Annotated in this window: 11 protein-coding genes; 6 read left to right on the top strand and 5 right to left on the bottom strand. The window is 74.3% G+C overall.

Going from position 1 to position 12,666, the window contains the following annotated elements:
• Positions 1-22: 22 nt before the first annotated feature.
• Positions 23-766, top strand: a complete 744-nt coding sequence (locus tag ACS04_RS23730; protein WP_048478757.1) for a carbonic anhydrase — start codon at positions 23-25, stop codon at positions 764-766.
• 134 nt (positions 767-900) lie between these two features.
• Here ACS04_RS23730 and ACS04_RS23725 read toward each other — a convergent pair whose 3' ends face one another.
• Positions 901-3,627, bottom strand: coding sequence for a SpoIIE family protein phosphatase (locus ACS04_RS23725; protein ID WP_048478756.1), 2,727 nt, complete (start codon positions 3,625-3,627; stop codon positions 901-903).
• Between the two features lie 62 nt (positions 3,628-3,689).
• Positions 3,690-4,091, bottom strand: coding sequence for a DnaJ family domain-containing protein (locus tag ACS04_RS23720; RefSeq protein WP_048478755.1), 402 nt, complete (start codon positions 4,089-4,091; stop codon positions 3,690-3,692).
• 150 nt (positions 4,092-4,241) lie between these two features.
• On the opposite strand from ACS04_RS23720, the gene ACS04_RS23715 reads away from it, so the two are divergent.
• A complete protein-coding gene (locus tag ACS04_RS23715; protein WP_063839296.1) occupies positions 4,242-5,693 on the top strand; it encodes an MFS transporter in 1,452 nt (483 codons plus the stop codon).
• A 74-nt stretch (positions 5,694-5,767) separates the two neighbouring features.
• Positions 5,768-6,316 carry an ATP-binding protein gene (locus tag ACS04_RS23710; RefSeq protein WP_048478754.1) on the top strand — a complete coding sequence of 183 codons (549 nt, stop codon included), beginning with the start codon at positions 5,768-5,770 and terminating at the stop codon, positions 6,314-6,316.
• On the opposite strand, the gene ACS04_RS23705 is transcribed toward ACS04_RS23710, so the two are convergent.
• Together ACS04_RS23705 and ACS04_RS23700 are read right to left on the bottom strand one after the other, a co-directional pair.
• Positions 6,258-7,100, bottom strand: coding sequence for an RNA polymerase sigma factor SigF (locus ACS04_RS23705; protein WP_048478879.1), 843 nt, complete (start codon positions 7,098-7,100; stop codon positions 6,258-6,260). The genes ACS04_RS23710 and ACS04_RS23705 overlap by 59 nt on opposite strands.
• A gap of 122 nt (positions 7,101-7,222) precedes the next feature.
• On the bottom strand, positions 7,223-8,344 hold the full coding sequence (locus ACS04_RS23700) for an AI-2E family transporter (RefSeq protein WP_245236509.1): 1,122 nt from the start codon (positions 8,342-8,344) through the stop codon (positions 7,223-7,225).
• A 300-nt stretch (positions 8,345-8,644) separates the two neighbouring features.
• On the opposite strand from ACS04_RS23700, the gene ACS04_RS23695 reads away from it, so the two are divergent.
• Entirely contained in the window at positions 8,645-9,745 is a 1,101-nt protein-coding gene (locus ACS04_RS23695; protein WP_048478753.1) for a carboxylate-amine ligase, read from the top strand.
• 134 nt (positions 9,746-9,879) lie between these two features.
• Positions 9,880-10,629, top strand: a complete 750-nt coding sequence (locus tag ACS04_RS23690; protein ID WP_048478877.1) for a VOC family protein — start codon at positions 9,880-9,882, stop codon at positions 10,627-10,629.
• 94 nt (positions 10,630-10,723) lie between these two features.
• On the opposite strand, the gene ACS04_RS23685 is transcribed toward ACS04_RS23690, so the two are convergent.
• Entirely contained in the window at positions 10,724-11,455 is a 732-nt protein-coding gene (locus tag ACS04_RS23685; protein WP_048478752.1) for an SDR family NAD(P)-dependent oxidoreductase, read from the bottom strand.
• Positions 11,456-11,573: 118 nt separating this feature from the next.
• Here ACS04_RS23685 and ACS04_RS23680 point away from each other — a divergent pair, with 118 nt between their 5' ends.
• Positions 11,574-12,533 (top strand): SLAC1 family transporter, encoded by a 960-nt coding sequence (locus tag ACS04_RS23680; protein WP_048478751.1) that lies wholly within the window; start codon positions 11,574-11,576, stop codon positions 12,531-12,533.
• Positions 12,534-12,666: the final 133 nt, after the last annotated feature.

Raw genomic sequence — 12,666 nt, 5'->3', positions numbered from 1 at the left:
GCGGGGCCTACCTTGGGCCCGCATGAGCGTCCTTGCCGAGCATCACCGGGCCGACGGGACTCCCGGGCGGCGTCGCCTGGTACGGGGCGCCCTCACCGCGGCCGTGGCCCTGGGCGCGGGCCTGGCGGCCGGCGGCGGCTCCGAGGGCGCCGCCTCCCGCGCGGGCCCGCACGGCCCGCGGCCCGGCACGCCCGAGGCGGCGCTGCGCGAGCTGTCGGCCGGCAACGCCCGCTGGCGGACCTTCCACGAGCGGCATCCCGACGCCACGCGGACCGTACGGCAGGCGCTGGTCGGGGGACAGCACCCGTTCGCCGTGATCCTGGGCTGCGTGGACTCCCGCGTCCCGCCGGAACTGGTCTTCGACCAGGGGCTCGGCGATCTGATGACCGTCCGGTCGGCCGGTGAGGTGCTGGACGACGCGGTGCTCGGGAGCATCGCCTTCGGGGTCGTCGAGCTGGCCATTCCGCTGGTGGTGGTCCTCGGGCACCAGTCCTGCGGGGCGGTGACCGCAGCGGTCCGCGCCGCCGGGGGGCTGGAGCAGCTGCCCGGCCACCTGCGCTACCTGGCGGAGCAGATCCGTCCGGCCGTCGACCGTTCGCTCGGCCGGGACGCCCGCGTCGACGCCGCGGTCACCCAGAACGTCCGGCTGGTCCGCTCCCGGCTGGCGGCGGAACCCGATCTCGCCGCCCGCATCGCCACCGGGAAGCTGGCCGTGGTCGGAGCACGGTACGAACTCACCAGCCAGCGCGTGCACCGGATCCGCTGAGCGGACCTCCTGGTCCCCACGCGGAACGGTCCACGGGGAGATCCCGGGGGAGTCCCCGCACCGGGAGCCGGGCCGGTCACGCAGGGCCGGTCACGCAGGGCCGGTTCCCGCCGGGCCGGTTCCCACCGGGCTCGTCACGCAGGGCCGGTTCCCTCCGGGCCGGTCTCCTCCGGGTCCGGCAGCGACTGCTCCGACCAGATGACCTTGCCCTCCGGCGTGTACCGGGCTCCCCAGCGGCGGCTGAGCTGCGCCACCAGGAAGAGCCCGCGGCCCCCCTCGTCCGTGGTCTTGGCGTAATGCAGCCGCGGCGAGCTGCTGCTGCCGTCGAACACCTCGCAGGTCAGCACCCGGTCGTGCAGGAGTCGTACGCGGACCGGCTCGGAGCCGTGCCGGATCGCGTTCGTGATCAGCTCGCTCAGCACCAGCTCCGTACCGAAGGTGAGCTCCGACAGGCCCCACTCCTCCAGCTTCGCCATGGCCAGGGCCCGCATGGTCCCGACCGCGCTCGGCTCGAACGGGACCTCCCACTCGGCGATCCGGTCGGCCGGCAGCGCCGACGTGCGCGCGACCAGCAGGGCCACGTCGTCGCGCGGGCGCACCGGCAGCAGCTCCGCGAGGACCTCCCGGCAGGTGTCCTCCGGGCTGCGGTCCGCGTGCGCCAGGGCCGTGCGGAGCAGTACGAGACCCTCGTCGATGTCGCGGGCGCGGTCCTCGATCAGCCCGTCGGTGTAGAGCACCAGCTGGGTGCCCTCGCTCAGGTCCAGCTCCGCCGACTCGAACGGGAACCCGCCGAGCCCCAGGGGGGCGCCCGCGGGCAGCTCCGGGATCTCCACCGTGCCGTCCGGGCGGACGACGGCCGGCGGCATGTGGCCCGCCCGCGCCACCGTGCAGCGCTGGGTGACCGCGTCGTAGACGGCGTACAGGCAGGTCGCGCCGATCAGGCCGCCCTCGGTGCCGTCGCCGCCCGCCACGCTCTGGTCGATGTACTGCACGAGGTCGTCGAGGCGGGCCAGCAGCTCGTCGGGCGGCAGGTCCAGGGAGGAGAAGTTCAGTACGGCCGTGCGCAGGCGGCCCATCGCCGCGGCGGCGTGCAGACCGTGGCCGACGACGTCCCCGACGACGAGGGCCACGCGGGCACCCGGGAGCGGGATCACGTCGAACCAGTCGCCGCCCACCCCCGAACGCGCGGGCAGGTAGTAGTGCGCGACCTCCACCGCGCTCTGCTCGGGCAGATCGCGCGGCAGCAGGCTGCGCTGGAGGGTCACGGCCAGCGCGTGCTCGCGCGTGTAGCGGCGCGCGTTGTCGATGCTGACCCCGGCGCGGGCGACGAGCTCCTCGGCCAGCGTCAGGTCCTCCTCGTCGAAGGGCTCCTTCTCCGAGCGCCAGAAGTTGACCAGGCCGAGGACGACGCCGCGGGCCTTGAGCGGCGCGGTGATCAGGGAGTGCACGCCGAACTCGACGATGGCCCGGGCCCGGGGCGGGTCCTGGGCGTGCCATCCCGGCGCGTCGGCCAGGTCGTCCACCATCTCGGCGCGCCCGCTGTTCAGTCCGCGCGCCTGCGGGGTGGAGGGAACGAAGTCGATCAGCCGGCCGCGCGGGTAGAGCGGGACGTCGTCCCGGATCCCGCTGACCCCGGTGCGGCGCAGGTCGGCCTTGAGGGCGGTCGGCTCGTCGCCGAGGAGCACGGGTTCCGCCAGGTCGACGGTGACGTAGTCCGCGAAGCGCGGTACGGCGACGTCCGCGAGCTCCTGGGCCGTCTGCTCCACGTCCAGGGTGGTGCCGACGCCGACCCCCGCGTCGTACAGCAGCCGGAGCCGTTTGCGGGCCGCTTCGGCGCGGGTGCTGAGCACCTGCATCTCGGTGGAGTCGCGGATGGTGACGGCCGTGCCCTCGGGCCGGCCTCGGGGGCGGGTGGCACGCTGGTTGACGACGAGCAGCCGGTCTCCGGCCTCGTGGACCTCGTCGGTGGTCTCGCGGCCGGACAGCAGGAGGTCGGCCATCTGGGGGTCGAGCCCCGACAGCTCCCGGATGTGCTGGCCCTCGGCGTCGGGCGGAAGTCTGAGCAGACGTTTCGCCTCGTCGTTGGCGAGGAGGAGCCGGCCGCCGCCGTCGGTGATCAGCACCCCCTCGCGCACGGAGTGCAGCACCGCGTCGTGGTGTTCGTACATGCGGGTCATCTCGGCCGGCCCCAGCCCGCGGGTCTGGCGGCGCAGACGCCGGCTGATCAGCGCCGCGCCGGCCGTGGCGAGCGCGAGGCCGACCGCGCTGGTTCCGAGGATGAGGGGCAGCTGCCGCTGGAAGACACCGGTGACGTTCTTCACCGTGAGACCGGCCGACACCAGTCCCACGACCGGTCCGCCGTCCTTGTAGGGGTCGGCGAACACGGGGACCACGGCCTGGATCTCCTGGCCGAGGGGTCCCTTCACGCTTTCGGTGTACACCTGGCCGGCCAGTGAGGGCGCGATGGTGCCCACGAACTTCTTGCCGATGCGGTCGGGCAGCGGATGGGTGTAGCGGATCCCCTGGTCGTTCATCACGACGATGAAGTCCACTCCGGAATCCTTGCGCGTCACCTCGGTGAGCGGCTGGAGGATCTCGGAGGGGTCGGGGGAGAGGAGCGCCTGGCGCAGTCCGAGCGAATGGGCGAAGGTCTGGGCGACCGCCACCGAGCGCGTCCGGGCCTCCCGGTCCACGTCGTGCCGGGACTGCAGTACGAGGGCCAGTACCGCCCCGGCGGCGAGCAGCACCACGATCGCCACCTGAAGGACGAATACCTGTCGGGCGACGCTGCGCGGGCGCTTGGTGATCAGTGACCGCACCGACGTCCCCGGCACGGGTTGCAAGGATGGGTCACGAACCATTTGTAGCACTGTCGGTCGTCCGCGGCCGGGAGAGCCGCGACCCGCCGCGTCCGGGCGCGCCGTCAGCCCGTCCGGCCCTCCCGCCAGGTCCCGAGGACGGCGTCCACGTCGAATTCGGTGAGGCGCAGGGGCGGGCCGGGCGGAGGCCGGCGCAGGGCCGCGCGGATCTTCTCGTTGATCTCGGTCAGAATGGCCCGCGCCCGGCGCTCCGAGGGGGCCGCGCGGACCGCCTCCAAGGCGTCCTCGGCCTCCTTGCGCAGGGCGAGCGCGGGCGGCAGGGCGGCGAACCCCTCGCGGTGCATCTTGCCCTTGATCCACCACAGCTCGTCGTACGGGGCGTCGATCGAGGCCAGGGGCTTTCCGTAGCCCGGGAGGCGCTCGAACTCGCCGCGCTCGGCCGCCTCCCTGATCTGCCGGTCCACCCACGACTCGAAGCTGACTCCCGGCGGCTTGCGGTCGGTCACGACTGCTCCCCTCGTCGGTCCGCCCAGCCTACGCCGGGGCCGGATGGCGCAGCCGGCGAATTTATCTTGACGTCAAGATTGATTTCCGGCAGGCTGCCACGAAGTATCTCGACATCGAGATACTTCGGCGGGGGTGTGGAGGACCGGGAAATGATCGGCCGGCGTGGGACGGGGAAGAACGGCGACCGCGGGAGCGGCGGGGGCGGCGGGGGCGGGCTGTCGGCCCGGCTGCGGCATCCGCCCGGCGGGCGGGACGCCCGGATCATGCTCTTCGCCCAGTTGCTCGACCGCACCGGGACCGGGGTGTGGGGGGCGTCCTGCGTCCTCTTCTTCACCTTCGTCGCCGGTCTGGACGGCCGCAGGCTGGGCCTGCTGCTGGGTGCGGCCGGCGTGGCGGGGATCGCCGGTTCTCCGCTGGCCGGCCACCTGGCCGCCCGCTTCCGCGTCCGTACGCTGCTGATCGGCTGCCACCTGCTGCGCCTCGCCGCGATCGGTGCGCTGCTCGTGTTCACCCGGTTCGAGGTGCTGCTGCTCCTGGTCGCCGTCACCTCGCTCGGCGACCGGGCGGCCAAGATGCTGGAGATGCTCTTCGCCACGCGGGCGGCGGGCGAGCAGCGCGGTACGTACCAGGCGCTGTCGCGCAGCGTGGCGAACGCCGGGTACGCGCTCGGCGCGGGGCTGGCCGCCATCGGCCTGGCCGTGGGCACGCGCGAGGCGTACCAGGTGCTGATCCTGGCCAACGCGCTGTCCTTCGTGCTGGCCGCCGCGCTGGTCTGGCGGACCGGGGAGCAACGGCACGAGGGCGGGAGCGGGGCCGGGGAGGCGGTCGCGGGGGCCGCGGACCCGGGGAACGCGGTCGCGGAAGGCCCGGACGCGGAAAAAGCCGGTGAGCCGGGGGAGCAGGGCCGGGCCGGGCTCGCGAATCCGTGGCGGGACCGCGGCTACCTCCGGTTCGTCCTGCTGGACATCCCGCTCTGCCTGGACGACTCGATCCTGGGGGTCGGGCTGCCGCTGTGGCTCATCGAGCACACCGACGCCCCGCACGCCGTGGTGCCGGCCTTCCTCATCATCAACACGGTGCTCGTGGTGGTCCTCCAGATGACGGTGTCCGCGAGGGTCGGACGGCCGCGCCAGGCCGCGGGGGCGGCCCGCCTGTACGGGCTGACGCTGCTGGGCTGCTGCCTGCTCCTGGCGCTCACCCCCGAACACGGGGCCTGGGCCGCCACGCTCGTCCTGCTGGCCGCCGCCGTGCTGGTCACGGCCGCGGAACTGCTGCGCTCGGTGAGCTCCTGGGAGCTGGCCGTCTCCCTCGCGCCGCCGGCGGCGAGGGCCTCGTACCTGGGGGTGGCGGGCATGTCCCAGTCCATCCAGAAGTCGGCCGGACCGATGCTGCTGACCGGCGCGGTGATGGTGGCCGGGCCGGCGGGCTGGCTGGCGCTCGGGGCCGCCGTCGCGGGAGTGTCCGTCGCCCAGAGGCGTTTCGCGCTGCGCAGGCTCGACGCCCTGCGGGGGCCGGACACCCGGGGGAGCGGGGAGGCCGCGGGCGCCGGGCCGTCCGCGGCCACCGCCGCCACGGGCAGGGGCGCCGCGCCGGTGTCCTGACACCCCGGCGCTCCCGCGGCTGGAGCGCACGGCGTCCACCGTGTTTTCTCCCCGGGCCTGGGTAGGCGGCCCATATGAGCGAGGAGACCCGCAGGCTGTACCTGGGCGGCGGGGCGGACGCGACCGCGGGAACCGTCACCCGGTGCCGGGACTTCACCCGGCGCGCCCTCGCCGACTGGCGCTGGATCACGGAGCCGGCCGGCGGAGCCCACGCAGCCGCCGGGAGCGGCGGGAGCGGCGGGGCGGCCGGGGAACCCCCGTACGAACGGGACCGGCAGGAGGCCGCCGAGGACGTCCTCCTGCTGGTCTCGGAGCTCGTCGGCAATGCCTGCCTGCACGCGGTCGGCCCCCGGGAACTGGTGCTGCGCCGCGGCGCCGCACGGCTGCGGATCGAGGTGGGCGACGGGAGCCCCGAGCACCCCCGTCGCCGGCGGACCGCGGCGACCGGCCTGCTGGGCGGCCACGGCCTGCTGATCCTGGAGCGGCTCACCCTGAGCTGGGGCAGCGATCCCCGCGCCGACGGGCGCACCGGCAAAACGGTGTGGGCGGAAGTGGCCCTGCCGCTCACGATCGCTCGGACGCCTCCGGAGGATCCTCCAGGAGGCTCGCCCGCAGGGCGGTGAGCGTCCGGTTGAGCAGCCGTGAGACGTGCATCTGCGACAGCCCCAGCCGCTCGCCTATCTCGGACTGGGTCAGGCCGTCGCCGAAGCGCAGCGACAGCAGCGTGCGCTCGCGCTCGGGCAACCCGGCCAGGAGCGGCTTGAGCGACTCCAGGCATTCGATCGTGTCGTACGCCGTCTCCTCCGCCCCCAGCGAGGGCCGGTCGGCGTACGCGTTGTGTTCCCCGTCCTCCTGCGTCGGCGCGTCCAGGGAGCGCGCGGAGTAGGCGTGCGCCGCCTTCTGCCCCTCCACGAGTTCCGCGGGCGTGACGTGCAACCGCTCGGCCAGCTCGGCGTCCGTCGGCTCCCGGCCCAGGTCCTGCTCCAGCGCGTCATGCGCCTTGGCGGAGTCGATCCGCAGCTCCTGGAGCCGCCGGGGCACCTTCACGGCCCAGCTGGTGTCGCGGAAGAACCGCTTGATCTCACCGACGATGGTCGGCATGGCGAAGGTGGTGAACTCCACCCCGCGCTCCGGGTCGAACCGGTTGATCGCCTTGATCAGGCCGATCGTCCCGACCTGGACGATGTCCTCCATCGGCTCGCTCCGGCCGCGGAAGCGGCGGGCGGCGTACTTCACCAGGCTCAAGTTGAGTTCGACGAGCGTGTTGCGCACGTACGAGTACGCCGCGGTCCCCTCGTCGAGACCGCGCAGTCGGTGGAACAAGGTCCCCGACAGCGTCCGGGCCTCGCCTGTGCTCACGCTCAGCGTGTCCTGCGGAATGCTTTCGGTTACCCGGGGGTTCGGCATCTTCGGCTCCTCCGACGGGTGGTCGCGCCGCAAGGCGTGCGGCACGGCCGTCTCGTGAGCGGTCCTTCCACAGGTATACCCGCTCCTGGCGGGCTGAAGCCGCTCGTGAGGAGAAGTGCAGCTCAGAGCCCTGCTTCCGGGGACCGCAGCGCCTGGCGGACCGCCCAGACCACCGAGACCAGAGGTACGGCGACCACCGCGCCCAGCACGCCCGCGGCGATGGCGCCCGCGACCACCGACAGCGCCACGACCACCGGGTGCAGCCGCACCGCCCAGCTCATCAGCATCGGGTGCAGCACATGTCCCTCGATCTGGCCGATGATCACGATCAGGGCGACCACGAGCGCGGCCACCAGCGGCCCCTTGGCCGCCAGTGCGACGACCACGGCCACCGCGAGGGCGACCGGGGAGCCGATCAGCGGGACGAACGCGGCGAAGAACTCCAGCAGCGCGAGCGGCACCGCCAGCGGGACGCCCAGCAGGAACAGCGCCGCCCCGACCAGGATGGCGTTGGTCGCCGCGACCAGCACGATGCCGTGGGTGTACCCGGTGAACGTCCGCCACGCGGCCCGCCCGGCGACCGCGACGCGCTGCTGCGCCCCTCTCGGGAACTGGGAGCACAGCCAGCGCCACTGCCGGTCACCGGAGTAGATGAAGAACACCGAGCAGAACAACGACAGCGCCACCACCGTCAGGGCCTCCACCAGGCGCCCCGCGCCGCTCACGGCCGTGCTGAGCAGGCTCGCGCGGTGACTGGAGAGGTAGTCGCCGATCCGGTCGCGCAGACCGGTCAGCGCGTGCGGGCTCAGCCGCAGCGGCGGCCGCTCCAGCAAGGGCTCCAGCCGGTCCAGCCCCGCCCGGAACTCGGACACCAGCGAGTCCCATTCCGCGGCGATGGTCTCCCCGACGAAGGCGAGCGCGCCCAGCGCGAGCACGATGCTGCCGAGGAGCGCGCAGGCCACGGCGAGGGAGCGCGGCATCCAGCGGGCGAGGAGATCGGCCACCGGGTGGAGCAGCGCGGTGGCGACGAGACCGAGGAAGACGGCCACGGCGACCTCGTGGAACCGCCCCAGCACCATGAACACCGTGTACACGACCGCCCCGACCACGAGCAGCCGCCAGCAGTACCCCGCCGCCGTCCGCAGCAGCGGGGACACGGACGCGTACGGCCGCTCCACGGGCCTGCCGCCCGGGCGCCGCCCCAGCGCCCGGGCGCGCCGGACGGCCACCCGGGAGCGCGTCACGCCCGTGCGGGCCCCTTCCGGGCGGGAGTCCGGCCGGCCTGCGGATCGCCTGGTCATGTACCGCCTCTGCCGATGGCCCGATGGGTGCGTTTCCCTGTGAACTGCCACCCTGGAACCGGCGCCCCACGCGCCCGGAGCCAGATTCGCCCGAAGGAACGGCCGAATGCCCGCGCCCGAAGCGGGACCTCCGCCCCCGCATGGGGCGGCCCCGGCCGGGAATACGCAGGGCCCGCGGGATGCGGAAGGACCGCACCGCGGGTGACGGGACGTTCAGAACTCTAGGCAGGAGTCCCACACGACATGATCACGATCGGGGTGGAGGAGGAGTACGTCCTGCTGGACCCGGTCACCCATCTGCCCGTGTCCCGGGCGGAGGAGGTGCGGGCAGCGGCCGGCCTCGGGCCGTTCGTGGACGCCGGCGAGGTGCAGAACGAGCTGCTCCAGGCCCAGATCGAGGTGGCCACGCCCATCTGCACGGACCTGGACGAGGTCGCCGGCCACCTGCTGCGGCTGCGGCACGCGGTCGGCTCCGCCGCCGAGGAGCACGGCTGCCTCCTGGGCACCTGCGCCGCGGCCCCGCTGCGGGACGCCGAGCCGCCCCCGATCACCCAGAAGCTGCGGTACCTCAAGATGCGGGAGGAAGCCGGCCAGCTGGTCGACGAGCAGCTGATCAACGGCATGCACGTGCACGTCGCGGTACCCGACCGGGAGATGGGCGTCGCGGTCCTCAACCGGCTGCGCGTCTGGTTGCCGACCCTGCTGGCCATGTCCGCGAACTCGCCGCTGTGGGACGGGCGCGACACGGGCTTCGCCAGCTGGCGCACGATCGTCTTCGGCCGCTGGCCCGTCAGTGGCCCGACGCCGTGCTTCCGCACGCTCGCCGACTACGAGGCGCGCATCGAGGCGCTCCTGGAGGCGGGGGTGATCGCGGACCGGGGCCAGCTCTACTGGCAGGCCAGGCTGTCGGACCGCTACCCCACCCTGGAGGTGCGCTGCCTGGACGTACAGCTGGACGCCACCGACGCCGTGCTGCTCACCGGGATCGTCCGCGCCCTGGTCAGCACGGCGATCGCGGAGGAGAAGGCGGGGGCCGCCCCCGTCGAGTGCCCGCCGGAGCTGCTCCACGCGGCCATGTGGCACGCGGCCCGGCACGGCCTCAACGGCTCCCTGGTGGACCCGCAGGGCCGTCGGCGCAGCGCCGGCGACGTGCTGTGGCTGCTGATGCGGCACATCACGCCCGCGCTGGAGGAGGCCGGGGACGAGCGCGAGGTGGGAGCCCTGCTGCACCGTCTCCTGCGGGAAGGCACCCCCGCGGACCGCCAGCGCCGCGCCCTCGCGGAAGGCGGCATGCCCGCCCTCACCGACCTGATCACCGGGCAGGGCGCCGGGAGCGGACGCTGAGCGGGCCGGGAGGGCGGCGGGCCGACGTGCGCGGTGCACACCCCGAAGGCACGATGGGCTGGACGAGGGACGGAGGGCGTGCGGTGGAGATTTCTGCGAGGGAGGTCTTCGGCGCGCCGTGCTGGGTCAGCCTGATGGCCCGCGACCTGCACGGAACCCAGCAGTTCTACGGCGCGGTCCTCGGCTGGAAGTTCCGGCCCGCCCGGCTGGGCGAGGGCTGGACCATCGCCCATCTGGACGGGGTGCCGGTGGCCGGCATCGGCACCCTGACCTCCGACCTGCCGGTCGCCGCCGCGTGGACCCCGTACTTCGCGGTCGACGACGCCGACGAGACCGCGGACCGGGTCCGCGAGCGCAGCGGAACCGTCGCCGTCGGACCGGTCTCCTTCCCCTCCGGCGGCCGCGGCGCGCTCGTCGCCGACCGGGACGGCGCGGTCTTCGGGATCTGGGCCGGCGGGGTGTCCGCCGACTGGCGGGTGGGCCGCGGACCCGCACCTGCCTGGCTCGAACTGCGGACCAGGGACGCCTTCGAGTCCGCGATCTTCTACGGCGAGGTGCTGGGGTGGGCCACCGGCCGCGCCGGCTGCTGCGAGGTCTCGTACGAGGACGACCAGGTAGTCCTGCGGCAGGGCGGCGAGCCCGTCGCCCGCCTGAACGGCGGGATCACCGAGGCCGCCGCGCACGTCCCGGAGACCAGGCCCCGCTGGCACGTCTACTTCCGCGTCCCGGACCTCGACGAGGCCATCGAGGCGGCCACCGCCTCCGGCGGGACCACCCTGTCGACGATCATGTCGAGCCCCACCGACCGCTGGGTCACCCTCCGCGACCCCGAGGGCGCGATGTTCACCCTCACCACGGCCCGCGAGCAGCCCGCGCCACGCTGATCCGTACGGAGGCGCCGGGTCCGGCCGAACGGACGCGACCGGACCCGGGCCCGACCGACGGACCGACCGATCGACCGGACGCGACCTGACCGGGTCAGACCTGCGCCGCACCGCCGTCCACGAACAGTTCGATGCCCGTCACGTAGCTGCTCTCCTCCGAGGCCAGGAACAGCGCCGCCGCGGCCACCTCGTCCGGGCGGCCGGTCCGGCCCATCGGCACCCCGGAGGTGACCTCCTCCAGGATCGCGGCGGGCGCCCGCGACAGCGCGGGCGTGTCGATCGGGCCGGGGCTGAGCGCGTTCACCCGGATCCCGCGCCCCGCGAGCTCCAGCGCCATGCTGCGCGCCATCGACCGGACGGCCGCCTTCGCGGCGCCGTAGACCCCGAAGCGGGTGGACCCCGAGGAGCCGGCGGTCGAGCCGACCAGGATGACCGAACCGCGCTCCCCGAAGAGCGGCAGCGCCCGTTGCACGGTGAAGAAGGCGGCACGGAAGTTCAGGCCCGAGACGAGGTCGAACTGCTCCTCGGTGAACTCGGCGACCCCGCCCGCCTTCCCGCCGCCCGCGTTGGCCACCAGGACGTCGATCGGCCTGCCTTCGGCCCGGACCGCCGCGTAGAGGCGCTCCAGGTCCGCCGACCGGGTGACATCGCCCCGCACCCCCACCGCAGCGCTCCCCAACGCATCGACGGCTGCGGCGAGTTCGGCCTCGCGGCGGCCCGTGACGAACACCCGGGCCCCCTCCCGTACGAACCGGTGCGCCGTCGCCAGTCCGATGCCGGCGGACCCGCCCGTGATCACCGCGACCTTGCCGTCGAGCTGTCCCATGAGCGCAGAGGGTCGGGCAGCGCCCTCGGGAAGTCAAGGCACGGGCGCGGTGCACCCGGTGTGGGCCGGGTGGCCCACCGCGCTCGCGGGCCGTGGCCGGACGGTGTCGGCTGGCGGGGTGAACCAGGTGTTCCCCCTGCCCGGCCGCCGCTGGTGGACGGGACTGCCCCCGGCCGCGGGCGCCGCCGTCATGGCCGCCGGCATCCTCTCCGTCGGCCTGCACCTCATTGGCTTCGACGGGCTGTCGCTGGCCGCCCTGGTCCTCGCCGCCGCGCTGTGGCTCGTACTCGCCGCCGATTTCACCACCCGGCTCGTCGGCGACCGGGGCCGCTTCGCGGCCGAGGCCGACACCCCGGCCGCCCTGACGGCCGTGGCCGCGACCGCGGTCCTCGGCACCCGGATCTCCCAGCTGGGGTGGCAGGGCCTCGCCGTCGCCCTGCTGGTCCTGGCGGCGGCGCTCTGGCCCGGACTGCTGATCGCCGTCGTCCGGCACTGGAAAACGCGGATGCCCGGCGCCGCGTTCCTCGTCTGCGTGGCCACCCAGGGGCTCGCCGTCCTGGCCGCGACCCTGGCCGCGGCCCTCCACCGCGACTGGCTCGCCCGCGCGGCGCTGGGCGCCTTCTGCCTGGGGCTGCTGCTGTACGGGGCGGCCCTCCCGCGGTTCGACTTCCGCGAGGTGCTCCGGGGCGCGGGCGACCACTGGGTGGCCGGTGGCGCGCTCGCCATCTCGGCGCTGGCCGGATCGAAACTCACGGCGTCCCCCGTATGGACCGGTTCGGCGCACACGGCGCTGCGTACCGTCACGCTGGTGGCGCTCGCCCTGTCCCTCGGCTGGTACGTGCTCCTGCTCGCCGCCGAGCTGCGCCAGTGGCGGCCGCACTACGACATCCGCCGCTGGGCGACCGTCTTCCCCCTCGGCATGACGGCCACCGCCTGCCTCTCGGCGGCCGGCCCCACCGGCGTCGCCTGGCTGCGCCCGCTCGGCGAGGTGCTGCTGTGGATCGCGGTGGGCGCCTGGCTGCTGACCTTCGCGGCGCTCGTCGCCACCGCCTCGGGCAGGCGCGGCCACACCCCCTGACGGTGCGGTGGAACCACCTGCGCGGCGCGGGCTCCGTGCCGTGGCGCGGGGCACCTGACGAAGTGTTCCCGGCGCCCTGCACCCGCCCGTCCAGGTCGATGCAGGGTGGCCGCGCGAGCCTCCACCCGCCCCG

This window comes from Streptomyces roseus (genome assembly GCF_001044425.1).
GTDB classification, from domain to species: domain Bacteria; phylum Actinomycetota; class Actinomycetes; order Streptomycetales; family Streptomycetaceae; genus Streptomyces; species Streptomyces roseus.
The sequence above is the reverse complement of the archived record's forward strand: the minus strand, read 5'-3'. Positions and strand labels throughout refer to the sequence as shown.

Bases quoted from the DNA above. Each gene is read 5' to 3' on its own strand.
- ACS04_RS23730 (WP_048478757.1), top strand. From the start codon at position 23: ATGAGCGTCCTTGCCGAGCATCACCGGGCCGACGGGACTCCCGGGCGG.
- ACS04_RS23725 (WP_048478756.1), bottom strand. From the start codon at position 3,627: ATGGTTCGTGACCCATCCTTGCAACCCGTGCCGGGGACGTCGGTGCGG.
- ACS04_RS23715 (WP_063839296.1), top strand. From the start codon at position 4,242: ATGATCGGCCGGCGTGGGACGGGGAAGAACGGCGACCGCGGGAGCGGC.
- ACS04_RS23710 (WP_048478754.1), top strand. From the start codon at position 5,768: ATGAGCGAGGAGACCCGCAGGCTGTACCTGGGCGGCGGGGCGGACGCG.
- ACS04_RS23705 (WP_048478879.1), bottom strand. From the start codon at position 7,100: ATGCCGAACCCCCGGGTAACCGAAAGCATTCCGCAGGACACGCTGAGC.
- ACS04_RS23695 (WP_048478753.1), top strand. From the start codon at position 8,645: ATGATCACGATCGGGGTGGAGGAGGAGTACGTCCTGCTGGACCCGGTC.
- ACS04_RS23690 (WP_048478877.1), top strand. From the start codon at position 9,880: ATGGCCCGCGACCTGCACGGAACCCAGCAGTTCTACGGCGCGGTCCTC.
- ACS04_RS23685 (WP_048478752.1), bottom strand. From the start codon at position 11,455: ATGGGACAGCTCGACGGCAAGGTCGCGGTGATCACGGGCGGGTCCGCC.